Genomic DNA, 26,771 nt, shown 5'->3' with positions numbered 1-26,771 from the left:
GTGCTTGAAGATAAAAACACCTTTGTATTAAAAAGAGTAAAAAACAAAGAAGTCAGAAAGAAATAGTCTTGTAATCATATGTATATCTGTAACTTAAAAAAATAGACAGCTTAAGTTAACGCTAATGCCCCGTGGGGAGCCAAAAAAATCAGATCTCAGTTTTTAAGAACAAATACTTTAGAAAACCTTCTTTTAAATCTAATAATATAATCTTTTTACTGAAACCCCTTGGGGCTGGGGTAATCAGGAAAAATCCAAACAAGCCATTTCCTACTATATAATTTCGTTTTAATTAATTCTATTCAATACCTTGTTTTTAATTTCATTTACAGAGAGATATCCAGCATGTCTGAAAATCTCTTCTCCCTTTTCATTGAGAAATATCTGAGTTGGAATAGAAGCTATTCCATAATACTTCATGAGTTCTAAGTTTTCATTTTCCGATACATTTCGGAATACCACTTGAACTTGATTAGGATATTCTTTTTGAATAGTTTGCATGACGCTTTCCATTCTTCTACATGCTGAACATCCCGTAGAACCAAATTCGAGAAAGGTCATTTGATAATCCAAATTGGACTGGGTATAATTATATAGCGAATCAATAAGATTTTTCCCTGAATGAATGGTTGCGGCAGAGGCTTGCTTTTGCATCATAGAAGAGGCATATTTATTCATTTCATCTTTCGAAGAAAATCCAATAATTAGCAATACAAATAATGCCACAAATACCATCCAAGGAAAAATCTTCTTTATCATCACATTAAATAATTAAAAATAAATCCAACAATCACAATTCCCATGGCTACTACACCCACAAAAACAGCTATCAGTTGCCATTTTAATACTTTCTTTAAGATAATGATTTCTGGTAATGAAAGTGCAATGACCGACATCATAAAAGCCAATGCCGTGCCCAGTGAAACGCCTTTTTCTATCAATACACTTACAATGGGAATAATTCCTGCCGCATTTGAATACATAGGAATCCCCATAAGAATAGCAACTGGTACAGCATACCATTTATCTTTTCCCAAAAGACTTCCTAAGAAATCCTCTGGAACATATCCATGGGCAGCAGCGCCTACTCCAATTCCTATGATGATGTAAATCCAAATTTTGCCAACAATATCTTTTACCGAAGTGAAACCACTCTGTATGCGATCGTTAAATGTCAGCTGCTCTTCCTCTTGTGCTTGCTGATTGGTTTTTACCTTAAAAACCCAATCGGCTACATATTTCTCTAGGCCGAGAGCTCCAATAATCCAACCCGCAAAAATGGCAATTAACAATCCAGTACCCACATATATCACAGCTACCTTCCAACCAAACAAGCCGGCCAAAAGCACTAATGCTACTTCATTAATCATGGGTGCGGCAATCAGGAAACTAAATGTAACACCAAGAGGTACACCTGCTTCCACGAACCCCAAGAATAGAGGAATAGCAGAACAAGAGCAAAAAGGAGTAACAATTCCCAATACCGAAGCCATAATATTCCCTGTGAATAATGACCTACCAGCAAGCATTTTCTTGGTTTTCTCTGCTGAAAAATAGGAGCGCATGATTCCAACCAAAAAGATGATCAAAACCAATAATAACATTACCTTAGGAACTTCGAATATGAAGAACCGAATGGTTTCGGTGAGGTGTTTTCCTGTTTCTAAACCAAATAATTGCTCCGTAATGAAATCTGAAATATTTTGCAGATTTATATAGAGGAGGATCCAAAGTGGCAATAGTACTAAAGGAAGCAACCAGCCATTTGATTTGTTTTGGAGTTGAAGGAGTTTTGCTTTCATTCTAATCAATTAAAAAAGTAAGATAATGCTATAATAAATTCCTATGGCAATAAAAATAACGGCCACGACGCGGCGAAACCAAGTCTCGAAGATTTTTATATTCTTATAGAAACTCCCAAGAGAACCCACGCTAAAGGCAATAAGCCAAGCAAAAATAATGACAGGGATTCCTGTGGCAATGGCAAATATTAAAGGAAGATACAAACCACTGGCGCTACTTATGGTCATTGGAATGAGTAGGCCAAAATACAAGACTCCACTATAAGGGCAAAATGCCAAGGCGAATAAAATCCCTAGAAGTAAAACGCCCCAATAGCTATTTTTAGCTTTTTCTCCAACTTTCTCGTTAAGAGAGCTTAAACCTGGAATATTCAACTTTATTAATCCCAACATAAAAACACCAATTAGTATCATTAATGGGCCTAAAAGTTTCTCTCCCCATTCCTGTAACCAACCCGCTATTTCGAACTGACTGGCTCCAAAGAAAAATACCAATCCAATAGCAAAATAGGAAATCCCTCTCCCTAAAGTATAAACCAAGCCATTGATAAATACTTTTCGCCTGTTTTCGATATCCTTACTAATAAAACCAATGGCTGTTATATTGGTGGCCAAAGGGCAAGGACTTATTGCAGTCATCAAACCTAAAATAAAGGCTGATAATAAAGGGATTTGTGAGTTTTCAAGTATACTATTGAGCAATTCCATGATTACTTAAGCATTTTGTCAACAGTGGACTTAATTTTCTTCTCCAATTTTTCAGGATTTGTTCTTGCATTTAGGAATGCATTTGAAGTTAAATCTACAATGTCATCACCTTTTACAAAAATTAAAGTCTGCGCATTGATTTTATATTTTTCTACCATGGCTTTGTTTTCATCTTCCTCACGGTTGATACTTACGAAACTTACTTTGTCACCATAAGTGTTTTTTAGGGTTTCCCTAGTTGTTTTCTCCACAGCTTCACAAGTGGCACAACGGCGAGTGGCATGGAAATAATAAGCCATCACTTCTGTTTCTCCAACCTTCTGTGTATTGCAATCTTTTTTCTCACCAGTGCTTGCTTTTGAGCAACAAGATGTTTTACTGCTAGCTAAAATATCATTTTTTTTGTCACATTGTGCTGAAATACTCGTGACTCCAACAATAAATAATACGATTAATGTACTTACGATTCTTTTCATTTTTCTAATTTTTGTTTTTTTAAGGAATGTGTTATAAGCTGTCTCTAACGATAATCAGATACATTCGATTTTCAACAAATCTAAGTTTGATTTATACTTTCGACGGCTTCTTGTTTGTTTCAATATTCGTTTAAATCAAGGTTTTAATATTTATTACCACCTAAGCTTTAAGGCGCTGATTATCAAATGATGAAGAAATACCATCTTGCTTCGTGATATCTTTGTGACTTTCTGTCTTAGTGGCTGGTATTTAATATATTGGCTTCCCAAGCCTTCATTCACATTATTTGTTTAATAGTTCTATAATTTCTTTTTTTGAGGGAAGTTTCCCACTCATCACCACTTGCTTGTCTACTACCAATCCTGGAGTTGACATCACTCCATATTGCATAATTTCTACAATATCTTCAACTTTGGATACTTGAGCATCTATGCCCTCCTCGGCTACTACTTCGCGAGTTAGTTTCTCTAGGGTTTTGCATTTTGCACAGCCTGTCCCTAAAATTAAAATTTCTTTATTGGCTGGTTTAATTGTGTTAAAATCCATGATTATATATTTAAAAATCCTTTGAATAATTCTTGTGCTTCTGCCCAGTTTTCTTTGTTTACACAGTATTTTACTTTAGGCGCTTCTATTTTTCCTTGAATGAGTCCTGCATCTTTCAATTCCTTTAAATGCTGTGATAAAGTAGATTTGGCAATGGGTAAATCTTCAGATAAATCTCCACTATAGCAGCAACTTTGTTGCCCAAGCAAACTCATAATATATACCCTAATGGGATGACTGATTGCTTTGGCATATCGTGCTAATTTTCTTTGATCGTCGGTAATAATATCTATTGTCATAAATGGTATTTATTCGTTGTTCGCAAAACTACGAACATAATTTTAAAATCCTAATGGTTTTTGAATAAAAACTATTGTTGTTTAGAATTGGGAAGCATAACTGACTTATTGAGATTCATCATAAAACAAGGAAGTGATAATTTTGATAGAGAAAAACTTGCTCCTTTACTTATTGACCAAAAAAAGCCCGAGTTAAAAAACTCGAGCCCCATTAACACATAATCCCCATCTTCAATTAGGTAAATATAATTTGAGTTCTGTCGCCATCTGCCATCTCATAAAACTGGCCTATGGTAATAATATCTTTTACTTCTTCGTGGAAATCTTCTTTTGTCAGTTTGAACATTTCTACTGCCAATTTGCAAGCAAATATCTCACCTCCACCAGCTGCAATCATCTCCAAAAACTCACTTGGAGGAGGCATATCTAAGGCATCCATCTGCTTTCGCATCATACTCGAAACACCTGCCTCTACTCCTGGTAAGCCTCCCAACATGGTAGGAAATTTCAAGCCGCCTGGCATTCGCATCGCGGGGTTTCCGGTTGTTCCGGTATAGAGCTTGTCCATATATTTCTTGGTAATACCATCTAAACCAAAAAAGGTGAAAAACATTTTGGTTTCTATTCCTTCCATCACTGCACCATTGGCCATCACCAAACTGGCATATACATCTTCTAATGAGCCTTTAGCACAAATGATTAAGACTTTCTCCAATGGCTTTTTTTCTTGCTTCTCCATTTCTCGTTCTTTTAAATATTAAACACAACTTGTTGGCTTTGGTATTCCAGCATATTTAGAGGACAGCTTTAATGGGCCTCCAGGAAATAGCTTATATAATCCTTTGATATCAACGATTCCAGATTTTCCAACTTTTCTAATGGTTAGTGGTGCTCCTGCCGCATGTTCGTTGCGCAGATATTCCAATACTGCGTAATGGTCATCACTTAAAATAATACCATCTTCTTTGGCTATTTCAGCTGCTATTTCTCTATTCCACTGGGAGGCATCTGCAAAAAAACCATCCTCAGAAAACATTATATCTACTCCTGCTATATTCTTCTTTTCCATTTTAATATATTTTAGTTTGATTCATTTTTATACATATTCTTTGAGATGGAAACCACTAAACCTAAGCTCTTTTGCATGCTAGGATTATTCAGGCTTTTCATTAAACTCCATATTCCCATTTCCGGAGGATTTTCTATATCCACACTATCCACTGCATCTAATGCACGATTCACCAACTTCAATGTTTTTTTATCTGATATCTTCCTAATGATCTGAACCATCTCTGGCAAGTTTCTCTTCACTTCTTCCAAATCTTCAAGGGTCACTTGAGTCACCAGTTCATCTCCTATTTCAGCTATTTTTGTAAAGAATTCGAAATATCCTTTGGCCTCAAAATCGGCTAATAGTTTAGAAAAATCGAGTATGGATTCGGTAAGAATAGGCGTCAGATCTTTTGATAAATCTATAACGGATTCAAAGCCACCCATCATCACATTGAAACTGTTAATATTTCTTAGAAAACTGACCGCTAACTCAGTGAGCTCCTCCGGTCTAATTTCCACTTGGCGCTTGTCCAACTCCAACACGGTGCTATCATACACATCTTTTCCAATGATGGAAACATCACTGATGAGATCTTGTATTGCTTGAGAACTTAGCCTTTGCTGATTTACATAATCGAGCAGAACATCCACTTTCTTATTGAGATCTGTTATTTGTTGATTGATTTCTATATTTGTCATGATGTCCTCCTTGTTAAACCCTATGTTTGCCGGCCATAGTCATATGAGCTTCTATGGGCATTTCTTTTCCTCTCAAAAGAATATGCCAGTAAATCCAACGGAATAATACTTTTCCATAGTGATTGATTTTTGTGTTTTTAAGTAAGCCAAAAGGCCCGATTCCGGGCAAAGGGAAAGTACCAGGCAAGGGTTCTGTATCATAATTAAAGTCTATTAAAGCTCCTTTTCCGTAACCTGTTTCGATATAACAATTGGCATGTCCATCAAACTTAGCCATCAATGGTCTTCCCTCCATAGCGCTCATGAGATTATCAAATAAGATTTCGGCAGCAAAATGAGCAACAGAACCTGCTTTTGAAGTGGGTAAATTGGCAGCATCGCCGAGCACAAAAATATTTTCATGTTTTACAGATTGAAGCGTCTCTTTATTTGTAAGTACAAAATTCATATCATCGCCCAAACCACTACGCTCAATCATCTCGCTTCCCATATTCACTGGGACAATGGTCAACAAATCGAAGTCAATTTCCTTATCATCATAGCTGATGAGTTTCTTGTTCTCATTATCCACTTTTTCTAGATAAAAATCAGGAATGACCTTTATGTTTTTCTCCTCCAATAAATCGCCTAGCATTTTACTGGCAACCGGCTTAGTGAAGGCCCCAGACATAGGAGTAACATAGGTGATATCGACTTCATCACGAATACCTTTTTGGGCAAAAAAAGCTTCCGCCAAACAAACGAATTCTATGGGTGCTACAGGACATTTATAGGGCAGCTCTGAAATACACATGACCAATTTCCCACCTTCCCAATACTTAAGGTGCTTTTGCAAAGCCACTGCTCCTTCTATGGTATAGAAATCGAATATGTCCTTATACCAAAGCTTGTCTTTAAGTCCAGGTGTTTCTTCAGGATAGGTTTGCGTTCCTGTTGCAATAATCAAGAAATCGTAGTTCAGTTGTTTCCCATCTTTTAACAAGACCTTATTCTCCTCACCTATTACTTTATCAACTTCTGAAAAGATAACCTCAATACCTGTTGGGAAGAAATCATATTTAGGTTTTATTACATCGTGTTTATTATAAATATCGAAAGGAATAAATAAAAATCCAGGCTGATAATAATGGGTTTTGTGTTGATCAACAATGGTAATTTTCCATTCATCCCCATCTAATGCCTTCTTCATTTTGTTGGCCATCATGGTTCCCGCTGTTCCTGCACCCAATATAAGTAGTTTCTTCATTTTCTTAGCTTTGTTATTGTGCTAACAAATGTAGGTCGTCCATCACAGGGAAAGTGTCCTATTCATATGATAATTATCATATACTGATATTTATCATAGTTTATATATCTTTGGTTCTTAAACAGAAACCATGGTTTGTCAATGTGAATATTGTGATTTAAAAATGCTTTTCTTCAATTGTATCGATAAGGATCAGGTAGAGCACTACTGCGATTCACGTACAGAAACAGCATATAAAGAAGGGGAGTCTATCATTGTTCAAGATCAGAATATTTCTGATTTTTTATATTTGAAAGAAGGCCTCGTTAAATTATTCAGAACTAATGAACATGGAGATGAGCAGATCATTAGCTTTGGAAAACCCTATGATTTCGTGAGCATACTATCTGTATTTTCAAGTTCAAAGTATAATTATTCGGTTACGGCGCTTCGTCCAAGTGTTATTTGCAGCTTCAAGCTGACTCAAATTACCGATTTAATTCAAAGCAATGGATTATTTGCCATGCACCTGATTCAAACCTTAACCAAATCTTCCGATAGAATCATCATCAACTCCTTAAACCTCCTCCAAAAAAGGCTATATGGGCGCATTGCTCATTTATTACTTTACTTTTCTGATGATATCTTTTTCCAAGATCAATTCGATCTCCCTCTAAGTAGAAAAGAGATTTCTCAATATATTGGTTTGACACAAGAAAATGTAATACGAGCCTTATCTGCCTTGCGCAAAGATGGTACCATACAGGTTTATGGAAAATCGATTTCAATTATTGATAAGGAACGCTTGCTAAGGATGCGAGAGCTGAGTTAATGTCAAGTTTTTATCATAAGTCAAAACCCATCGGGGAAATCACCTAAGCCCATTTACCGGCTAAATATAGAGAGAACCTTTAGTGACAGACTACAGAGAGGCAATATATTTGCCCTGTTTGTTTCGTAACAAGCATTGGAGCTCTTGAGGAAACCAATATTAATTAACCAAAGAATATATTGTTCAAGATTATCTTTGAAACTTCTAAAAGGGTTCCTTTTTTCGTTCTTAATACTTTAATATATATTTGTAAGAATAATATGAAGTATGCCTTTTAGTTTTAATAGAAAAATATGGGTCCTTATAATGTTTCCGCTAATGCTTGGCGGAAGCATTAAAGCCCAGCTTCCTTTGCCCGAAGATTTCTGCCATCATGCCAAATCAGGGTTTAACTATTCACGCACTACTCAGATAGACTATTCTAAACACGATCTTTTTGACATACATTTCTATTATCTAAATCTTGCGCTAGAAACCAATGATACTTATGTTGATGGAAAAACCATCATTCAAGCCACAAGCCTTTCCAATATAGATACTATTCACCTTGAACTCACTCATGAACTCGAAATTTCTAAAATCCTCGTCAACCAATTACCTGCCCAATTTATTCATCAAAATACGGATATCGTAGAGATTATTTGTCCTATTGAGATTCCTCAGGAAAACAACTTTGAAATAGAAATACAATATAACGGCACCGCCATTTCTGATAGAGGAAGAGGATATAACACTGCGAATTCTTATCATGGGACACGAGTAAACTGGACTTTATCGGAGCCCTTTTACTCTAAAGATTGGTGGCCTTGCAAACAAGATTTGGAAGACAAAGCCGATTCGGTTTGGGTATTTGTCACTACCTCGAATAAAAATAAAGTTGGAAGCAATGGATTGCTCACCAATACAGTAGCATTAGAAAATGAGAAAGTAAGATATGAATGGAAAAGTCGTTATCCCATAGCCTATTACCTCATCAGCATTGCTTTGGCTGAGTATATGGAATATAGCTTCTACAGTCCATCACCAGAAGGAAAAGAGGTTTGGATGCTGAATTATCTTTATCCCGATTCTGCCATGTATAAAGCTCAAAAAACGCTGATTGATTGCACCCATGTTCAAATGAACCTTCTGCAAGAAAAGTACGGAAGCTATCCATTCATTGACGAGAAATATGGTCATTGCATTAGTCCAATTGGAGGAGGAATGGAACATCAAACCATGACCACACAAAGGGATTTTCAATTCCACTTAACCATTCACGAAATGGGACATTCTTGGTTTGGGAATCAGGTAACCTGTGCCCAATGGAACGACATCTGGATTAATGAAGGATTTGCCACTTATACCCAATACCTAGGTTTAGAAAATCTTGTAGACCAACAATCTGCTGATGCCTTTAATGCCGCCATGCAATCGGTAGTGATGCGAGAACCAGATGGAAGCGTTTATGTTCCTGATGAATATTTGGAGGATCGTGATCGGATATTTTCAGGTAGATTATCCTATTACAAAGGCGCTGTCATCATACAAATGATCAGGTACCTGTTAGAGGATGATGAGTTGTTTTTTTACGTGCTTCAGGAATTTCAAACTCGTTTTGCTTATCAAACCGCCACTGGAGAAGATTTCAAAGAAGTATTAGAAGAGCTGAGTCAACAAAACTTTGAGGAGTTTTTCAATATTTGGTATTACGGAGAGGGCTATCCCATTTATAATTTCAATTGGCAACAAATTGTTTCAGGGAAACTCAAAATAGAATCTCAGCAAGAAAGCAGCACCCCTAAGACGGAATTCTTCCCCATGAAATACGATATACTCCTCTTTTTTGAGGATGGCACAAATAAAGAAATCCAGGTCAGCCAAGAAAAGCCATTTGAGTCATTTGAGTTTGATTTTGTAAAACGAGTAAGCAATATTCTCCCCAACCCAAGAAGCCAGAATTTAATGGATGTGAAATCGGTAAATACGGGTATGCTTTTGCCAGAAGAGGTTTCGATAGAACCCAATCCCGCCACTTCGGCATTTATTCTTCGCTTTGCCAATGCCAATTTAGAAAGGGAAATAGAAATCTATAATTCCTCCTTGCAAATAATAGAAACGCAAGAGGCACCTCATCAAAACCAATATATAGAATGCCACACTTGGGCCAGAGGAATATATTTTATCAAAGTGAAAAATGATAAAAAAGAAAACCTGAAAAAGTTGGTGAAGTTTTAATATTTACTCTTGAGCAGACTCCTATTCAGAGACTTTAAAAATAAGAAAATCATCGGTTTGTAATTGCGACGAACCTAGAAGCACCTTTGTTTTTTCAGGTAATTCAAAAACCAATGGCTTTCCAAAATTAATGAGCACATGAACTCTGGAACCATTATACATTCTTACAAAATGAATGCAATCCTCCTGAATAGTTAATTTCTCGTAGTCGCCGTATTGCAATGTTGCTTCAGTATTTCTTAAGGCAATTAGTTTTTTATACTTAGAAAGCATGGATTCCTCATCGGTTTCTTGCTGTGCTACATTCAGAGTTTTATAATCTGGATTTATGGGAATCCAACTTTGAGTAGCTGAAAATCCTGCTAGTGTGTCAGTACTCCATTGCATGGGACTGCGCGATTTATCCCGATTGTGTGTATTCGCGATTTCAAGAGCTTCTTCCCTTGTTTTTCCTTCCTGAATGGCCAAGTGATAATGAGTGATTCCTTGCACATCTCTAATTTCTTCAAAAGAATGGGCAATATGGTTTTTCATCCCAATCTCTTCACCAAAGTAAATAAAGGGCACACCTTTGGCAGTCAGCATCAAAACAGCAAGAGCATAAGCTCTTTCGGGATTGCTTTTTGCCAGCCTGCTCTGCATGCGGGGCATATCGTGACTACCAAAAAACAAAGTTGGATCATTGCTCATATTGCTTTCCATACTTTGCAATTCCTCAAAAAGCTTTTGTGCCGAAAACTCGGGGATGCTTCCAAAATTGAAATTAAACACCACATCCAATAATTCTTCTCCTTGATATTGCTTAAGGACTTCTATTTTATCACTTCCTATCTCTCCCACAATAAAGCGATTATCGTATTCATTGACGGTTTCTTTTATGGTCTTCATGGCTTGTTTTACCCCTTTCTGATCGAGATCATAAATATGTCTTTGATTTCCATTTTCATCTATTGGGTTATCGAGGGTAATGCCTTCTGTGCTAAGAAAGTTGATCACATCGAGTCTAAAACCATCCACTCCTAAATCCAACCAAAAACGAAAAACATACTGTACTTCTTCCATCACTTTTGGATTTTGCCAATTCAGATCAGCCATTTCCTTAGCAAACTTATGATAATAGTACTGCTGAGTGATAGAATCGTATTCCCAAGCCTTTCCACCAAAAAAGGATTCCCAATTATTGGGTGAGTCTTTCCAAATATAATAATCACGATAGGGATTGTCTTTGGATTTCCTAGATTCCTGAAACCAATAATGTTCCGTAGAAGTATGATTGACAACAATGTCGATGATGACTTTGATATCACGCTTATGGGCCTCCGCTATAAAAACATTAAAATCGTCTAGATTCCCGTATGTGGTGTCTACTTTTAAATAATCACTGATATCGTATCCATTATCCACTTTTGGTGATTGAAAAAAAGGAGTCAACCAGATGCCTCTTACTCCTAATGAGGCTATATAATCCAATTGAGAAGTCATACCTTTAAAATCGCTGTAGCCATCCTCATCACTATCCTTGAAGCTAGGCATATAGATTTCGTAAAAGACCGTTTCTTTCCACCACTGTTTTTCAATATTGGATTCAGGTGGAGCATGACAAGAGCTCATGATAATCAAGAGTAAAAAACTGGGGATAAGCGTTTTCATTTTAATATTTATTGAATTAGAGTATAATCCTTATCATTCATAACGATAATCAATCACCACAGCATCTGCATAAAGCTTAGTGTCTTTAGCTTCAATTTTTGCATTTATAGGAACCAAAACCAAAACGGCAGCCTCTTCTTTCTTCATGGTAAATGCAAATTCCCCTATGGCACCATTTGAGATAAATGCTCTTTTGGTGGCGTCATAGACTTTCACTTTTTGAGTTCCAACAGAAATGATGACTTCTTTGGCCTCAGCATTTGGATTATAATACAAATAACTTGGGTAGGCTGCTGCCTTATAAAAATCCGTTGCCAATAAATCCAGTTGAAGGATATTTTCAATATTGGTTCTTGAAATAATGGATCCTGCAATTCCCACATGACCACTTCCATAAACACTAAACTGAGAAACCTTTGGGTTCTTATTATTCCAATGCATACCATCACCTATGGCAACAGGAGGTTCAATATGTTCATATTGCTTGTAATGTGCTTTTTTGATGAGGCCTTCGTAAGCTATCACCCCTTTGGTAAACTCTTTTTCTTCAGGAATAGTTTGATGTTCATCAGGAATCTCGTAAGGATAAAATAAGCGAGACGCATTTGCTGCATTTAATATCCACTTCCCAATAGCCTGAGCATAACGCTGATCGTAGCGTACCAGAGGAACCAATGGCCACATCACATCATAGGTATTCATTAAAAATCCAAAACCTCCTTGATCTTCTGTACTACCCACTAAACCAGAAACATCGTATCCATTCCAATTGTCATCTAAAACACCCCAACCTTTACGACAAACTGCTGTACCGTCGAAAGTCCAGTCTAGGATATTGCTAAAATCATAATGAGTACCCTGTTCTGCGTTCATCCTTGCAGCAACATAAGCACCAAAAGGCATTAGTATTTCATAAAAATAATTTTCTTCCTGATTTAAAAGAGATTCCAGGGCGGACTTTGCTCCCTTTAAATACTTAGGATCTTCAAATTTCTGATAAGCAGAATAAAGAACAAAAGCATGACCCGCCGCGGCATCTTGTTGGGTGCAAATCCAATTTTTTGTGGGTTGCATGGTAGAATAATCGAAGAATGAATAGGCGTAATTTCCGTTTAGTGTGGAATCGGCCAGATAAAACTGATTAGCTACAGAGCGGAGAATGGTTTCGAAATCTTGCTGCTCCGGATAGAAATTAGCAACAGCATAAAACATCACATTTGGATATACATCGTACCACCAATCTCTGGCATAGCCACCGCCCAATTGAGCGACTTCAGGACAAGTATTGTTCATCATGATATTCCATTGGGTTTCGCTATTGAAGTAATTCTTCAACATAGCTACATAGTTTTCTCCATTTTGATTGGACTTATCAATGCCCACCAAACTTGCTCCTAATACTGAACCCATACTGGCCAAGGATTCATGGAAAATTCCCTCATAGTTTTCAGGACCTTGTCTCACATCTCCCATAGCGGTATAAATGCCAAAGGTTTCTTGGTCGAAGTTTTTCCTTGAATTGTCTTTCCATACCAAGGGCCAATATTTTCCTGTTTGATTGGTATCATATACTTTAGCGTCGTAATCCTTAGCTAGCTGATTAAAGTCTATTATTTTAAAGGGCAATGGAAGATTAGGCATCTGCTCAATCCGTAAAATAGATTTTTGTGCAACAGGATGAGCTTCCTCAAATGTTGTTACGGTATTACAAGAGCTGAGGAATAAAGCCATTAACATAAACACACTAGTTATTCTGTTCATTCTCATCTTCAAATTGTTTTTGTTGGGTTAGAAGTTGTTTTGCAATAAATATGGAAAGCAGTTGAAGTGTACCAATAATGAGGAGGGCATACCTTAAAGCAATGTCAGCATTGATGTAAAAAGCGAGAACTAAAAAGGTGCCGGCACCAAAAAAGCGCCCTACAAATAGTCCAAATTCATGATTCAAAATATAGGCAAACTCATTTCTGTTCTCGTGTTTTGAAAGTAAGTCAATCACTTTTAGCTGGATAGGGAAATAAGCGATATCAAGGACTGGGCGTGCTATTAAGAGCAAAAACATAAAAATGATAACTCCAAGCTGATTGAATAGAAGGCCGTTGATAAAAGAAGCTAGGAAGAAGAAGATAAGTCCAAAGCTAAAAATGATCAGGCGATGTTTGGGCTGTGAAATTTTACCTAAAATCAACATGACAAAGGCAGCGATTAGAGCCCCAATGGATTGAGCGGTTCCTAAAGCACCCTCCGAAGCGAAAAATTTCATCATAAGCATAGCAGGGGCCGTAACGATAAAGCCTTGAGCTAATCCTTTTAAAACGGCCAACTGCAGCATTTTATTCCAGAGCTTATGAAATTTGAAGAAAAGGAATTTCTCACTTCGTGGTTTCTCGTATTTCCCAAAATGAAATATGATGGAGGCTAAAATGGTAATAGCAAATACCACACCCGTTACCACTCTGTATCCTGTATTTATTCCTTCGTTAGTCGCTTCATTTCCTTTCATTAAATACCAACCAATCATGATGGGCACAATGGATGCGATGATTGTATAAAAAAAAGTTTCTAAACCATAATAGTAATTTCTGGTTTTGTCTTTCGTTGTGGCCAAAACCAGATAATCTCGATTAGCCCAATACAATCCAAATGACATGCCCATTATTAAGCCTGCCCCAACCAAACCAAAATAATTGATTTCATTTAAGGACATCATAAACACCATGGAAACACCACTCAGTAACATCCCAGCAGAGAAAAGCCTTTTGATGTTTATTCGATTCAGTAAAAACCCATTTAAATAGAAAGTGATGGGAATACCTGTGTAAATAGCCAATTGATAGAACATCACCTTAGCCGGGTCATTGGAGTTCCTCATGATATAAGAAGCCACGAAAATATCTATAACGGGTAGCACAAAGGCATAAATCACATTAGTGAGGATTAATATTTTTGTACTCCTCGAAAAATCTCTAAAACCTACTGCTTTTATTTTGATCATTATATATCTAGTTTGGATAATATTTCTTGGATTGAAAAGTTGGCTTTGCATACATATTCATCTGAAGCGCCATAATACATTTGAATGGTATCGCCCTGTGTGATATGACCATTGGTAAAAACTACATTACCAAAAAATCCTGTTTGTTCATATTCTGCCATGGGCTCCATAATGGCTTCTTCAGATCGTGCCAATACAATAGAAGGATCTTGAAGATCTAAAAGAATAGCACCTAAACAATATCTATTATCTTCAGTAGCTCCGTGGTATATTTCCAACCAACCTTTCTCAGTTTTAATAGGTGCTGCTCCAGCTCCTAAACGATGGCTATCGAATTTACCAGCTCGGGTTTTGGCAATACATTTATGATTTCCCCAATGTATTCCATCGGGAGACTGAGCTAACCACATATAATTACCTCCCAATTCTGGGCTGCTTGGACGATGGAGTGCATAGTATTTACCGTCGATTTTTTCTTCGAAAATGGCACAATCTTTATTATGAGGACTAAAAATCATTCCTCTCTTCTCAAAATGCTTCCAATCCTTGGTCGTTCTTAGTCCAACACCCACTCCATTGGCCGAAACCATAGTATAGCTAAGATGATAGGTGTCCTCTATTTTAACCACCCGGCAATCTTCTATTCCATAGGATTCATATTCGCCTTCACCAAAAAGAGAAGCATATCCTTCTGGCTCATAGAAATGAATGCCATCTTTGCTACAAACCAATCGCAGATGAGAGATGGTGGTTAGATAATCTACTCCATCGTAATTTATCACTCTGGCGTCGCTTGCATTTAGCTTGGGGTCTTTAAGATCGAAATGAATGATCTCCACTTTACCCTCCTCGTTGTATATAGGAACAGATAAAACGCCACCTTTTTGAATTGTTCGTTCTGCTACACGAATGAGCAGCCAGGTTTTACCGTCATATTCAAAAACACCTGGATTGAGTAAGCACTCAATGTCCATATTTACTTCGCTTGCTTTTAAATCGCCCGGTGATAAAATTGGATTTTTCTCGTATCGTTTTGCTATGTCGGCCATGTCTTGTTATTTTGAAATGATTATTTTTTTGACTTTAGATAATTCACCTATTTGAATTTTTAATAAATACAGTCCTGATTCCATCTGTTTGGTGTTCAATTGGAATAGCGTTTTATGATTAGTCCATATTCCCTTTAGTAGGGTTCTTCCGGAAAGGTCTATAAACTCATAATTGATTTCTGATTCAGCTAAAGAATGAAGCTCTATATATAAAGCCTCTTTTGCTGGATTTGGAAACACCTTTACATTTTCTAAAACATTCCCCAAATCCCATGTTGATGATACATTATCATAAATATCCATAATATGAGTAGGAGATAGAGGATGATCGAAAAGATAGATTTCATCAAGTCTTCCTCTATAATAAAAATCCTGATCGGGACGGGCTTTCCCAAGGACTAAATCATAGGAAGTGCTGGAGATTTCTCCAGAAAAAGGAATAAAGGAATCCAGTTCACCATTGATATAAATCTCCAAATCAGTTCCACTATACACCATGGCCATATGATACCAGCTATCGTTGTTTAATAATATTTTGGCATCCAGATCTTTGACCCCATAATTGGTTTTTACCGTAAATCGAAGGATATGATTTGCGATGGATACTTTCCATCGATCGTCCCAATTGCCATGTGAAATGGGATAAGCTTCACCCGCATTTATATTTTGAGCATAAATCCAGGCTGTCAAGGTCAATCCTGCTTTAAAGTTAAGCTGTTCATTGTTGGTAATACGGATGTATGAGGAGGAGCCATTAAAGGCAGCCGCATTTTCAGAGAGGCTATAAACATCTTCTTCATATTGAATATTAAAGGCTGTAGTTTCCTGATGGAATGGACTTTCATCATTTACATTTCCGCTAAATGGCAGATACAGAATAGGCTCTCCTATTTCCAGACTCGATATATCGCGAACCATCACTATTATACTGTCTCTTACTCCTCCATCGCTATCAGAAACCTTGCAATATATTTTATAATCACCAATCATCATGGGAGCTGTCCATTGTATTTCTTCTCCGCTACCCAAAATGCTTCCCTCCTCTGTTATCCATTCAAACACTATTTCATCCCCGTTTTCCTCGTATACTTGGCAATTAATCATGCTGCTTTCTCCTAAATCAATTTTTCCGGGGGAGGCTTTTAAGGATTTAATCTCTGGAATAAATGGAATCCTGTCCTTAACTTCAATAGTTATAGTGGACGAGTCGCTTAATCCTGATTCTGAAACCAGCACACATTTTATATTGTAAAAGCCTGGTACGATTGGGGCTTTTATCGCCAGTATGGATTCTCCATCAATCGACTGGTCATCTATGCTCCAATGATAGCTCAGTTCTGAGGGGTTTTCATCTTGAACCGAACAAAATATCTTTATAGAATCACTAATGACAATAGGGTTTTTTAATGCTTTTAGTGCCTTTATCCTTGGAGGAACATCCGTAATTATTTCCCCATTGTCAAAGTCGATAACAAGCGAATTTGCTAAAGTTTTTTTGCCATCATTTGTCAAGTCAGCATTATTGGGCACATAGACCAAAATAACTGACTTATTTGCTGGAATCGAGATGTCAACAGTTCCAGAAACATTATTTAGCATAAAGGCATTATCTATGCTATTATAAATATCAATGGTTTCTTCTCCCACATCTAGGCTAATTAGGGTGTCATTATCGTAAGGATTCCATATCAAAAAGCTAGGGTAAGCATTGGAGTAAAAATCTGTTTTGCATAAATTTAATTTTAAAACAGCCTCCACATTAGTCAAAGAAACCATGCCGCCTAAATAGCCAACATGAGATGCTCCGTAGAGCGCTAAATTAGTAGGAGCCCATCCGTTTCTCACGGCATCACCAGTAGCAAAAGGGCTCTTATCATTTAGTATTTCTTTCAGGGCCTCATGGGCGATGGAATTATGGGGATCGTTGGCTAGTGCCCACTCTTCACTGTCCTGTTGGTCTGCAGGTAAAAACCCAGGATAAAACAGCCTGCTGGCATTGGCCAGATTGAGTATCCATTTACCGATAGCATCAGCATAATGCTCATCATATCTAACTAAAGGAACCAAGGCCGCTGCATGCTGAAAGCCATTCATGATAAAAGCATAATCGTTTCCGCCATCGTTGGCTTCACCTATGAGTCCTGAGCAATCATAATCGCCCCACTGACCAATAATAGTTCCCCATCCCCTCAGGTTTCCACGGTCAAAACTCCAATTCAGCATTTTTTCAATATCGTAATTCGTTCCTATTTCGGCATTCATTCGCGCCGCAATATAGGTTCCATAGGGGAGTTGGATTTCATAGGAAGGATTCTCGTTCCAGTTATTCAGGAATTCCAGCGCCCATTCGGCACCGATTAAATAGTCTTCGTTTTGCGTTTTCACATAGGCATTATACAGGATCCAAGCAATGGCCCCTGCCGCCTCAGGTTGTTTCACGCCTTCAGTGAGCGGAATCATCTGTTCTAAATTCCAAGCTCTATAATTCATATAGGGGATTTGCCAAGGACTTGAGTTTCCTCCCATTTCTCTAACAGCCTCTAACCACCGATTGGCGATGGTTTCAAACTGATAGTTGAAGGCTCCTGTATTTGGATATAAATCATTTAATTGATAGAAGAAGATATTGGGCATGGTTTCGTACCACCAATCGTTACCACTACTTGCTGAATAGTTGTTTAAATATACATTTTCGTCAGAGCCGAGATTAAAAAAATCTTCGCTCATGAGTACCCAGTTTTTTTCAAACTGATTGCTTTTATCTATTCCAGCTAATGTAGCTCCGATGATAGCAGGCAAATAATTGATTCCTTCGGCTGAGGTTCCCAAGGGTTGACCCACATAAGTCACCATGGCGGCATTCTCATGATTAGGGTAATTAATTCCACTAGCATTAATTCCTACTAGAGGTAAATATTCTCCTGATAAGCTCCTATCAAAAACCAAGGAATCATAGCTCTGTGCCACCTGTTTCCAGTCTCGCATAAGATAAGGCTGAGGAAGGTTTGGCATTTGTTCTATTCTAGGAATAATGATTTGCTGAGCGGCCATATTGCCTACTCCCCAAAAGATAAAAAATAGGAATATGAAGCGTTTTAATAACATGATTATCAGATTTAATTGACATAAAAAGGGTATCTGAAAGATTAATTAACTGATAATAATCATCATACAATCAGATACCCTTTTATTGAAAATTGATTTTTTAAAGTCTAATGAACAGTGAAATAAAAGTTCAAACTTTAAAATATAACAAGCTATCTATTAAGGCTTTTCTAGATTATAGATAGAAGATACCTCAGCACCAGTTAATACTCTGTTGTATAATCTGATATCATCTAATTTACCATTAAAATAACCACCCCAGGCTGCAGGGATAATATGATCATTATCGTAATTAGAATCATCATCGGCATATTTACTTGAACCACATCCAATAGCTAGGTCATGGTCTTCCACTTTAACTAATCCACCAGTAACATCAGTGTATTCTTGTTGTTTAGCTCCATTTACATAAAATATCATGCTTCCTGATTCATAGGTTACAGTAAGATGATACCAAGTTAATACTTCTAATACAGGATCGGTGTCTTTGTCATAAATGCCATCGTCAGTAGAAGCAGTAAAGAAAGATTTATTTACTGATTGAAGTTGATATTTAAATCCATTCCAAGATTGTAATCCCATAAAACGATTGTTTTCTCTAATCTCTGTAGCATTTACCCATAATGAAATGGAGATATTTGCAGGATTTAAAGCTAGGGTATAAGGCACATTAATAAAACCACCTTCATTAAAATAATAGGCATTGTTTTCGTTGCCAAATCTGTCAGTGGTTAGTGCAGGCATTCCTCCACCAAATGCTGCATGGCCAGCACTTAAAACTCCATCATTACCATTACCAGTAAAATCAGTAGCATCGCCATCGAATAACCAATATGCAACAAGTCCATCGGTAGAAACATTCTGTATAAATTTACCTTCAAAAATTGTTTTAGCAGCTTCTAAATTCACTTCAGCGGCATCCATTACGCTTTGAGCAGAAGCACTTGGAACTGCGTTAGCTGCATCTATAGCTGTTTTAAACACCTCTTTTGATCCTACTTCGTAGAAACCTACTGATGTTCCCTCTTGAGCTCCATCATACAAAGCTTCACAATCCACTATTAAAGCAGTTAAAGCAGTCTTATCTCCTGCTGGAGTAACTGGATCGTCATCTTCACTACACCCTGTTACAAAAACGCTAATTGCCATCATTAGAGAAAATAGCATTAAGAAATTCATTGATTTTTTCATAATATACTTGTTTATTAATAAATAATTAATTGAAATTGATTTCAAATTAGTAACCAAAATTTTGAGTTATATTTTTGTTGGTTTCCATTTCTGATTGGGGAATTGGAAACACTTTATGTATTTCATATACGAAATTGTCTTTTTCAGAGAATACGCTTTCTGAGTACTCTTTTCCATATCTAATCACATCAAAATAGCGCATGCATTCAAAGCCTAGCTCCACGCGTCTTTCGTGGCGAATGGCATTACGTAAAGCAATCTGCTCTGTTGTGACTACATCTGGCAATAAACCTTCTGGAATGTTGCCGTAATCTGTAAGTTTATTGTCATACAAATAACTCTCTCTCGCTCTCTTTCTCACCATATTCAATGGGATAAGAGCCTCTGCACAGCGGTTTAATTCACATAAAGCTTCTGCCTGAATAAGCAAAACTTCGGCATAACGAATCACGGTAAAGTTTAAATCAGCATCACTTTTAGAACTTGTAGGTATTTCAGAGAGTGGTTGTAATGATTTCTTCTGGTTATATCCAGTTGATGACCAGGAAGAACTATAGGGTTCCTCGTCAAACCAAAGCTGACCATCTCTACCTAAAGTGTAATCTAATCGAGGATCATAAATACTATCCGCTGTGAGTTCAAATTCATCCACGAAATCCTGAGTAGGTTCGTCGAAACCATATCCATTTTGCTCTCGAGGTGCTAGCCATTGATTCAATCTGTTTCCTAATACAGGATCATAGCCCGATAAATGCTGAATTTGAAATATTTGCTCTTGATTATTATCATACAACACATTGAAGTTATGCTGATAAATAGGCATTAAAGAAAAGCCATAAGCTATAACACTTTTGCTTGCAGTAACAGCCTCCTCCCATTTTTTATTGAATAAATAGGTCTTTGCTAATAAAGCCTTAACAGCTGCAGGATTAGCCCTGCCACGCTCGCTAGAAGGATATACATCTGGATTTTGTATTAATGCAGTCTCCATGTAATTAAAAGCGGTTATAAAATTAGATTCTATATGATTGTATACCAGCTCTTGACTGATATTTGCAACCTGCATGTCTTCAGGTTCTAAGGGCTCTAAAATGAGGGGGATATTACCAAATATATTACATAGATTAAAATAGAAATAAGCTCTAAGAAAGTGTGCTTCTCCTAATATTCTGTTTTTCAGTGCTACATTCATGTCTATAGCAGGAACATACTTGAGGACCATATTACAACGAGAAACGCCTTCATAATAAACACTCCAAATGGTTTCCAGATTTCCATTATCTTCAAAAATTCGGAACTCATCAATAAGCTCTATATCAGCTTGGTCGCCGGGGAATCCTCCTTTTACAGCATCGTCTGAAACCACGTCGGAGAGCACCCATAGGCGATTATCAGAATTGGCAAAAGACAAAGGTTCGTAACAAGCGTTAATAGCCAATTTCGCATGGCTTTCCGTTTGGTAAAACTCTGCAGTGGTATAAAGTCCTTGAGGTTTTTCATCTAAAAACTTATTACAGGATGTCATCATTAAAAAACAAAGTGTGATTATGGTATATATAAATGTTTTCATCTGTGTATCTTTTTAATTAAAAACTCATATTAAATCCTAATGTATAAACTCGTGCCATGGGGTAGGTTCCCCAATCTATGCCTTTAGCCAAATCACCTTCTCCAACAGCATTATCACTGGTTTGCATCTCTGGATCTAACCCGGGGTATTTAGTGAATGTGAATAAATTCTGGACGCTGAGATAAATTCTTAGAGATTTGATAATGGTTTTATTCTTACCTATATCGCTAATGGTATATCCGAGATTTACATTCTTAATTCGCACATAGGAAGCATCAAAAAGGAATCGGGTGGAAGGTTTCTTATTATTTGCAGCTCCTTGCCAAGAGACTCTAGGTTGTGTATCACTAGTTCCTGAGCCTGTCCATCGGTCATCATATACCCTAGTTGTCACATTAAAAGCTCTATAAAATCCTTCTATATCATGTGCCGCCTGCCAGTACACTTCATTTCCAAACACGCCTTCAACAAAAAGGGTAAAATCCCATTTCTTATAGTTTAAACCCATATTAAAGCCCAAAGTATAATCAGGAATTGGGCTTCCTACATGTGCTCTATCATAAGAATCTATAATACCATCGGGGCTACCAGTGGGTCCACTAATATCTTTATATTTAACATCCCCCGGCTTTATATCACTACCTTGATAGGCATGAGTAAAAATATCTGTTTCATCTTGAAAGATGCCTTCCATTTCGTATAAATAAAAAGAGCCCACAGGATGTCCTTCTTCAGTGAGTGTTGCAAATACTCCATTATCAATTCTTCCTGCAGGAATAGGGTTTCCATCGTATAACTCCAGTACTTCATTATTTACATGAGAGAATACAAATGCTAAATCATATTTTACTTTTCCTAGTTGATCTTTATAACTTAATTCAAGTTCTATCCCGTTATTCTTAATTTTGGCAGCATTAACCACTGGAGGAGATGCTTCACCACTGCTAGGAGGAAGTGGTGCATTAATCAGCACATCATCTGATATTTTGTCGAAATAATCAAAGACTACAAATAGTTTATTTCCAAAGAGTCCCAAATCTAAACCAATATCTACTTGAGTTTGACTTTCCCAACGAATATTCTCATTACCATGTTGCGATAAATAATAACCTGACATGGCCGTGGTACCAAAGGGATAATAAGAACCTGATGAAATGATGGATGCATAACTGTAATTTCCAATTTTCTGATTTCCTAAAACCCCTGCACTCATACGGAGTTTTAAGTAGGACAGCATGTCGACATCCTTTAAGAAAGATTCCTTATCCACTCGCCATCCAATAGCAGCAGCAGGGAAAAAGGACCAAGGATAATTAGAACCGAAACGAGAAGAGCCATCCTCACGAACCACGATTTCTGCATAGTATTTCTTTTCATAATCATAAGAGATTCTACCAAAGAAGGACAATAATGCCCAGCTTTCTTGCCAGCCATCAACACGCTGATTGGTGGTGCCATTAGAGAGATATCGCAAACTAGGAATTTGATCTGGAAAATTTTGAGCAGAACCTTGCTGCCCAACAGAGGTGTTTTTTATGGCCTCCATTCCTACCAGTATATTCAAATTATGCTTTTCATTGAATACTTTATCATAAGTTAATGTATTTTTCCAAGTTTGTTCACTGGTTATGAGCGATTGCTGCACCAATGTGTTTGGATTATTAATTCGCCCATCATAACCCCAGTTTTCGTTAAATCTCTTGTCTCCCAAAGACAAATAATCCAAGCCAAAATCTGTTCTGAATGTAAAATGATCATTTATCTTCCAATTGAGAAAAATATTACCCAAGAGACGATGTTCTTTCAATCTCCAATCGTATTTATTGGCAAATCCAACCGGATTATAACCATCTCCCATAAACTGAGCTGCTTCAGGGTAATAATCTACATATTCACCATTATCGTCGTAAATGGAATATAAAGGCGCTCTAAAAAAAGCATAACGAACAACAGAGCCCCCATTTCCGCCATATCCATCTCCAGAACTGCCAACTTTATCAGTGATGGCACTAGATAAGTTAATATTGGTTCCTATTTGTACCTTATCAGACAAATTGCTATTCATGGATGTTCTGAAGGAATACTTATCATATCCTGAATTAATAATAATTCCATCCTGATGAAAATAATTACCCGAAACAATATAATTCATCTTCTCATTACCGCCGCTTACACTTAAACTTGTTGAGGTAATGACCGCAGGCCTAAATATTTCATCCCAATAATTTACATTAGACATGGTGTCAGCCATTTCGGAGCTAATAATAGCTCTTCCGTCATTATTAGCCGCTTCGTTATATAATTCGATATATTGATCCTTATCACACATCTCCGTTAAATTAGTAGCGGTTTGAATACCAGTATAAGAGTCGAAATTTATTCTCATGCCGCCTTCTTTTCCTTTTTTAGTGGTGATCAGTACCACCCCTCCTGAAGCACGAGAGCCATATATGGAAGCAGCGGCCGCATCTTTTAAAATAGATATGGACTCAATTTCACTAGGGATAACAGCGTTGCCGTCAGTGGTTGGGATTCCATCAATAATATACAAAGGCGAATTATCGTTGAATGTACCTGTTCCTCTAATTCTGATAGAGGTTCCGGCACCAGGAGCACCAGAGTTTTGAGTAACACTTACACCTGTGGCCTTTCCTTGTAAGGCCTGTCCAACATCAGCCACCGGGAGGTTGGAGATTTCTTTAGATTTAACAACAGAGACGGCACCAATAATATCTGTTTGTTTCTTTATGCCATAGCCAATGGCGACGGCCTCATCCAAAGTAAAAACAGCCATTTCTAGTATCACATTTATCTCCGTATGACCTGCAATTCCAACAATCTGCTTTTCGAAGCCTATATATGTAAAAACCAGCGTGTCATCAAGACTTGGGACTTCAAGTTCGTAACGTCCATCAATGTCACTAACTGCACCTTGAAAGGTGCCTTTCAATACAACACTTACGCCAATTAAAGTCTCTCCAAGATCATCAGTGATGAGTCCTTTTATAATTGTTTTTTTGGTTTTCTGAACATCCTCCACTTTTGGCATAATCACAATATGGTTATCCAAAATTTCGAAGGATAATCCAGTCCCTTTCAAACCTTGACTTAGAAGTGTGCTTATATCAGATTCTTCTTTGTTAACAGATATATCCTTATTAAGGTCTACCTGGTCGTTTTGATAGAATATTTTATATGTTCCTTTATTTTCAATAAATCGAAATAAATCTTTAAGTGTCTGATTATCTGTATCTTTATCATTTTGTGCTAGAGCACTTATAGAGAAGCTAGTTAAATAAACAGTAAAACATAATAACAAAAACCATTTAATGCTCAGGTTTTTAAAAGAATAGAATTTTCTCATAATCAATCATTTAAAAAACAACTTATTTTATAATCACTGTATCGTTATGTATCTCATATTCAAACGGTGTAGGCAATTTGATAACCGCCAGAATGCTATTGATATCGTCTTCGGTAGTAAAGCAACCCGTATAATTGCACTTTCCTACATTTTTATTCTGCAGAATGAAAGTTAGGTTATGGGTTCGCTCAAGTGTTTTAAGTATTTCGGTGAATTTTTGGTTCTTGAACACGATTTCTCCATCTTTCCATGCAGAATAGATTTCAATATTGTCTGTTTCTACAAGTTTGATTTCTTGCGTGTTCTTATGGAGAATATATGTTTGATTTACCTTTAATTCTATTTCTGCACCATGATGATACGACAAAGAAATACTACCACGTTCGAGAGAAGTTCTAAAAACATTCTCGTTTGGATAAGCATATACATTAAAGGCTGTCCCCAAAACTCTGATGTCATTTTCTTGGGTATGGACAATAAAAGGTTTGTTGGCATTATGGCTCACATCGAACCAAGCTTCTCCTTCAAGAAAAACTTCACGACTAGCGCCTTCAAAATTTTCTTCGTATTTTAATTTCGAATCGGAGTTAATGAAGACCACAGTTCCATCTGGCAAAATGATGTTTTTAGACGCTCCCTTTGCTACACAAAGTTCTTGATAAATAGGCTCAGCATCACGAATAGAGGAGTTTGAAAAATAATAGATGGCGCTGGCTAAAAATAGCAGGATGCTTGCAGCTGCTGCGTATCTACCTATCTTTTTTAGGAAAATAGTTTTGCCCTTATTCTTTCGCTTGATTTCATTTAAATGTAACCTAGTACTTAATTTATGCCATTCTTCGCTAATAAATTCCTTTGGAAGCTCCTGTTTATGGAATCGTAATTTATGGATCAGCATTTTGGCATCAAGCGCAATCTTCAAATTCTTCGGATTCTGAGAAAACCATTCTTCCCACTTTGCAATATCAGCTTGATTTTTGTTGGTGGCATAATTGACAAAAGAATCATCTAAAATGAAGTCCTCTAATTTATAGTCCATGATGGGCATATTTTTACTAATCATACCCTTTAGAGTCGAAATCTGACGCTTTATACTCACTTAAAAATAAATAAATATTTAAATTACTACAATAGGCCGGATATCAGTATGTTAACAAAGTTAATGTTATTTTGTTTTTGATGTTTCCTTAAAGTTTTTATTGTTCTAGCCAGTAAGTTGGCTACAGATTGTTGCTTGATTGATAAAATCTCACTTATTTCTATATTGGAATAATTACCATAGAATTTCAGATAAATGATCTCTTTCTGGTTTGGACAAAGTTTCGCCAATAGTTCTTTGATGATTTGCTCATTCTCTATTTGAGATTCATGTTCTAAATATATTTCTTCAGGGGAGATATCAAACTGGTGATGGCTAATCTTATTCTCATCCGAATAACAATCGTTTAATAAATCCTTTGGGGAATTTTTTAAAATATTATTTCTTAAAGAAGTAAAGAGATAGGCTTTTACATAAGTCACCTCTTTATTACTCGTTCTCTTTTCCCAAATGTTGGCGAATAAATCTTGAATAGTATCGGCAGCGCTATGATGCTTACTTTCTAATTTTGAACCATAAAAAAACAAATCATCATAGTATTTGTCAAATAGTGTCTTTAAAGCAATCGGATCCCCAAGTTTTATGGCATTCCACAGCTGTTGATCCTCATCAAGTTGAAAATTGACAGTTTTGCCATTTTCGCTTTTTTGGCGTTTGGGTTGCTTCATGATTCAAAGTAGGCCAAAAGATTCATATTTGAGTAAAATATATTTAATGTCAAAATTACACTTTTATCATCAGTAGTCAATGACTCGGTATCTATTAACCTGAGTTCGGTTTTTAACTATCTGAAATTCAGTTGTTAATGGTGATATTTTTGACCATAAAATTAGGAGATTTCATGAGTATTTATTATCTTTGTGACTGATAATCAAACAATTAACAATAAA

At 36.8% G+C, this 26,771-nt stretch carries 22 protein-coding genes; 2 read left to right on the top strand and 20 right to left on the bottom strand.

All coding sequences use genetic code 11. From position 1 onward, the window contains the following. Positions 1-288 precede the first annotated feature (288 nt). From HNS40_RS17785 to HNS40_RS17740, 10 genes are all read right to left on the bottom strand, one after another. Positions 289-759, bottom strand: a complete 471-nt coding sequence (locus tag HNS40_RS17785) for a co-chaperone YbbN (protein ID WP_172283387.1) — start codon at positions 757-759, stop codon at positions 289-291. Further along, complete coding sequence (locus tag HNS40_RS17780; protein WP_172283385.1) at positions 759-1,802, bottom strand: permease; 1,044 nt, start codon at positions 1,800-1,802, stop codon at positions 759-761. Before HNS40_RS17780 ends, HNS40_RS17785 begins: the two co-directional genes overlap by 1 nt. A gap of 9 nt (positions 1,803-1,811) precedes the next feature. Then, entirely contained in the window at positions 1,812-2,510 is a 699-nt protein-coding gene (locus HNS40_RS17775; RefSeq protein ID WP_172283383.1) for an aromatic aminobenezylarsenical efflux permease ArsG family transporter, read from the bottom strand. A gap of 2 nt (positions 2,511-2,512) precedes the next feature. Further along, entirely contained in the window at positions 2,513-2,986 is a 474-nt protein-coding gene (locus tag HNS40_RS17770) for a nitrophenyl compound nitroreductase subunit ArsF family protein (RefSeq protein ID WP_172283381.1), read from the bottom strand. A 283-nt stretch (positions 2,987-3,269) separates the two neighbouring features. Further along, positions 3,270-3,533 (bottom strand): thioredoxin family protein, encoded by a 264-nt coding sequence (locus HNS40_RS17765; RefSeq protein ID WP_172283379.1) that lies wholly within the window; start codon positions 3,531-3,533, stop codon positions 3,270-3,272. A 2-nt stretch (positions 3,534-3,535) separates the two neighbouring features. Continuing rightward, positions 3,536-3,832, bottom strand: coding sequence for a helix-turn-helix transcriptional regulator (locus HNS40_RS17760; RefSeq protein ID WP_172283377.1), 297 nt, complete (start codon positions 3,830-3,832; stop codon positions 3,536-3,538). 235 nt (positions 3,833-4,067) lie between these two features. After that, positions 4,068-4,571, bottom strand: coding sequence for a DsrE/DsrF/DrsH-like family protein (locus tag HNS40_RS17755; RefSeq protein WP_172283375.1), 504 nt, complete (start codon positions 4,569-4,571; stop codon positions 4,068-4,070). Between the two features lie 18 nt (positions 4,572-4,589). Then, positions 4,590-4,901 carry a TusE/DsrC/DsvC family sulfur relay protein gene (locus HNS40_RS17750; RefSeq protein WP_172283373.1) on the bottom strand — a complete coding sequence of 104 codons (312 nt, stop codon included), beginning with the start codon at positions 4,899-4,901 and terminating at the stop codon, positions 4,590-4,592. An 11-nt stretch (positions 4,902-4,912) separates the two neighbouring features. Continuing rightward, entirely contained in the window at positions 4,913-5,584 is a 672-nt protein-coding gene (locus HNS40_RS17745) for a DUF1641 domain-containing protein (RefSeq protein WP_172283360.1), read from the bottom strand. Positions 5,585-5,597: 13 nt separating this feature from the next. Next, on the bottom strand, positions 5,598-6,830 hold the full coding sequence (locus HNS40_RS17740) for an NAD(P)/FAD-dependent oxidoreductase (RefSeq protein ID WP_172283358.1): 1,233 nt from the start codon (positions 6,828-6,830) through the stop codon (positions 5,598-5,600). A gap of 130 nt (positions 6,831-6,960) precedes the next feature. On the opposite strand from HNS40_RS17740, the gene HNS40_RS17735 reads away from it, so the two are divergent. Next, complete coding sequence (locus HNS40_RS17735; RefSeq protein ID WP_172283356.1) at positions 6,961-7,641, top strand: Crp/Fnr family transcriptional regulator; 681 nt, start codon at positions 6,961-6,963, stop codon at positions 7,639-7,641. Positions 7,642-7,947: 306 nt separating this feature from the next. Next, the gene (locus HNS40_RS17730) at positions 7,948-9,858 is read left to right on the top strand and encodes a M1 family aminopeptidase (RefSeq protein WP_172283354.1); all 1,911 of its coding nucleotides are present in this window, start codon (positions 7,948-7,950) and stop codon (positions 9,856-9,858) included. Between the two features lie 21 nt (positions 9,859-9,879). Here the strand turns inward: HNS40_RS17730 and HNS40_RS17725 are convergent, their stop codons facing one another. The 10 genes from HNS40_RS17725 to HNS40_RS17680 all read right to left on the bottom strand — a co-directional run bounded on the left by HNS40_RS17725 (position 9,880) and on the right by HNS40_RS17680 (position 26,549). Continuing rightward, a complete protein-coding gene (locus HNS40_RS17725; protein ID WP_172283352.1) occupies positions 9,880-11,508 on the bottom strand; it encodes an alpha-glucosidase in 1,629 nt (542 codons plus the stop codon). Positions 11,509-11,541: 33 nt separating this feature from the next. Further along, entirely contained in the window at positions 11,542-13,275 is a 1,734-nt protein-coding gene (locus HNS40_RS17720) for a hypothetical protein (RefSeq protein WP_216663685.1), read from the bottom strand. Next, entirely contained in the window at positions 13,253-14,503 is a 1,251-nt protein-coding gene (locus HNS40_RS17715) for an MFS transporter (RefSeq protein ID WP_172283350.1), read from the bottom strand. The genes HNS40_RS17720 and HNS40_RS17715 overlap by 23 nt, the downstream gene beginning before the upstream one ends. Next, positions 14,503-15,552 carry a glycoside hydrolase family 130 protein gene (locus tag HNS40_RS17710; protein ID WP_172283348.1) on the bottom strand — a complete coding sequence of 350 codons (1,050 nt, stop codon included), beginning with the start codon at positions 15,550-15,552 and terminating at the stop codon, positions 14,503-14,505. Before HNS40_RS17710 ends, HNS40_RS17715 begins: the two co-directional genes overlap by 1 nt. A 6-nt stretch (positions 15,553-15,558) precedes the next feature. Next, positions 15,559-18,657, bottom strand: coding sequence for a LamG-like jellyroll fold domain-containing protein (locus HNS40_RS17705; RefSeq protein WP_172283346.1), 3,099 nt, complete (start codon positions 18,655-18,657; stop codon positions 15,559-15,561). 159 nt (positions 18,658-18,816) lie between these two features. Beyond that, positions 18,817-19,848, bottom strand: a complete 1,032-nt coding sequence (locus HNS40_RS17700; protein WP_172283344.1) for a LamG-like jellyroll fold domain-containing protein — start codon at positions 19,846-19,848, stop codon at positions 18,817-18,819. Positions 19,849-19,894: 46 nt separating this feature from the next. Further along, entirely contained in the window at positions 19,895-21,418 is a 1,524-nt protein-coding gene (locus tag HNS40_RS17695) for a RagB/SusD family nutrient uptake outer membrane protein (RefSeq protein ID WP_172283342.1), read from the bottom strand. Positions 21,419-21,434: 16 nt separating this feature from the next. Beyond that, complete coding sequence (locus tag HNS40_RS17690; protein ID WP_172283339.1) at positions 21,435-24,782, bottom strand: TonB-dependent receptor; 3,348 nt, start codon at positions 24,780-24,782, stop codon at positions 21,435-21,437. Positions 24,783-24,804: 22 nt separating this feature from the next. Next, positions 24,805-25,821: a FecR family protein gene (locus tag HNS40_RS17685; RefSeq protein WP_172283337.1), complete on the bottom strand. Its 1,017-nt coding sequence runs from the start codon at positions 25,819-25,821 to the stop codon at positions 24,805-24,807. Positions 25,822-25,907: 86 nt separating this feature from the next. Beyond that, a complete protein-coding gene (locus HNS40_RS17680; protein ID WP_172283335.1) occupies positions 25,908-26,549 on the bottom strand; it encodes an RNA polymerase sigma factor in 642 nt (213 codons plus the stop codon). Positions 26,550-26,771 lie beyond the last annotated feature (222 nt).

This window comes from Lentimicrobium sp. S6, assembly GCF_013166635.1.
Classification (GTDB): Bacteria; Bacteroidota; Bacteroidia; order Bacteroidales; family UBA12170; genus UBA12170.
Note: the sequence above shows the minus strand (reverse complement) of the source record. Positions and strands in the feature narration are given on the sequence as shown.

Coding starts and splice junctions, on each gene's coding strand:
- HNS40_RS17705 (WP_172283346.1), bottom strand. CDS start 18,657: ATGTTATTAAAACGCTTCATATTCCTATTTTTTATCTTTTGGGGAGTA.
- HNS40_RS17775 (WP_172283383.1), bottom strand. CDS start 2,510: ATGGAATTGCTCAATAGTATACTTGAAAACTCACAAATCCCTTTATTA.
- HNS40_RS17735 (WP_172283356.1), top strand. CDS start 6,961: ATGGTTTGTCAATGTGAATATTGTGATTTAAAAATGCTTTTCTTCAAT.
- HNS40_RS17785 (WP_172283387.1), bottom strand. CDS start 759: ATGATAAAGAAGATTTTTCCTTGGATGGTATTTGTGGCATTATTTGTA.
- HNS40_RS17755 (WP_172283375.1), bottom strand. CDS start 4,571: ATGGAGAAGCAAGAAAAAAAGCCATTGGAGAAAGTCTTAATCATTTGT.
- HNS40_RS17740 (WP_172283358.1), bottom strand. CDS start 6,830: ATGAAGAAACTACTTATATTGGGTGCAGGAACAGCGGGAACCATGATG.
- HNS40_RS17730 (WP_172283354.1), top strand. CDS start 7,948: ATGTTTCCGCTAATGCTTGGCGGAAGCATTAAAGCCCAGCTTCCTTTG.
- HNS40_RS17685 (WP_172283337.1), bottom strand. CDS start 25,821: ATGGACTATAAATTAGAGGACTTCATTTTAGATGATTCTTTTGTCAAT.
- HNS40_RS17680 (WP_172283335.1), bottom strand. CDS start 26,549: ATGAAGCAACCCAAACGCCAAAAAAGCGAAAATGGCAAAACTGTCAAT.
- HNS40_RS17710 (WP_172283348.1), bottom strand. CDS start 15,552: ATGGCCGACATAGCAAAACGATACGAGAAAAATCCAATTTTATCACCG.
- HNS40_RS17745 (WP_172283360.1), bottom strand. CDS start 5,584: ATGACAAATATAGAAATCAATCAACAAATAACAGATCTCAATAAGAAA.
- HNS40_RS17695 (WP_172283342.1), bottom strand. CDS start 21,418: ATGAAAACATTTATATATACCATAATCACACTTTGTTTTTTAATGATG.
- HNS40_RS17765 (WP_172283379.1), bottom strand. CDS start 3,533: ATGGATTTTAACACAATTAAACCAGCCAATAAAGAAATTTTAATTTTA.
- HNS40_RS17750 (WP_172283373.1), bottom strand. CDS start 4,901: ATGGAAAAGAAGAATATAGCAGGAGTAGATATAATGTTTTCTGAGGAT.
- HNS40_RS17760 (WP_172283377.1), bottom strand. CDS start 3,832: ATGACAATAGATATTATTACCGACGATCAAAGAAAATTAGCACGATAT.
- HNS40_RS17715 (WP_172283350.1), bottom strand. CDS start 14,503: ATGATCAAAATAAAAGCAGTAGGTTTTAGAGATTTTTCGAGGAGTACA.
- HNS40_RS17690 (WP_172283339.1), bottom strand. CDS start 24,782: ATGAGAAAATTCTATTCTTTTAAAAACCTGAGCATTAAATGGTTTTTG.
- HNS40_RS17700 (WP_172283344.1), bottom strand. CDS start 19,848: ATGAAAAAATCAATGAATTTCTTAATGCTATTTTCTCTAATGATGGCA.
- HNS40_RS17770 (WP_172283381.1), bottom strand. CDS start 2,986: ATGAAAAGAATCGTAAGTACATTAATCGTATTATTTATTGTTGGAGTC.
- HNS40_RS17725 (WP_172283352.1), bottom strand. CDS start 11,508: ATGAAAACGCTTATCCCCAGTTTTTTACTCTTGATTATCATGAGCTCT.
- HNS40_RS17720 (WP_216663685.1), bottom strand. CDS start 13,275: ATGAGAATGAACAGAATAACTAGTGTGTTTATGTTAATGGCTTTATTC.
- HNS40_RS17780 (WP_172283385.1), bottom strand. CDS start 1,802: ATGAAAGCAAAACTCCTTCAACTCCAAAACAAATCAAATGGCTGGTTG.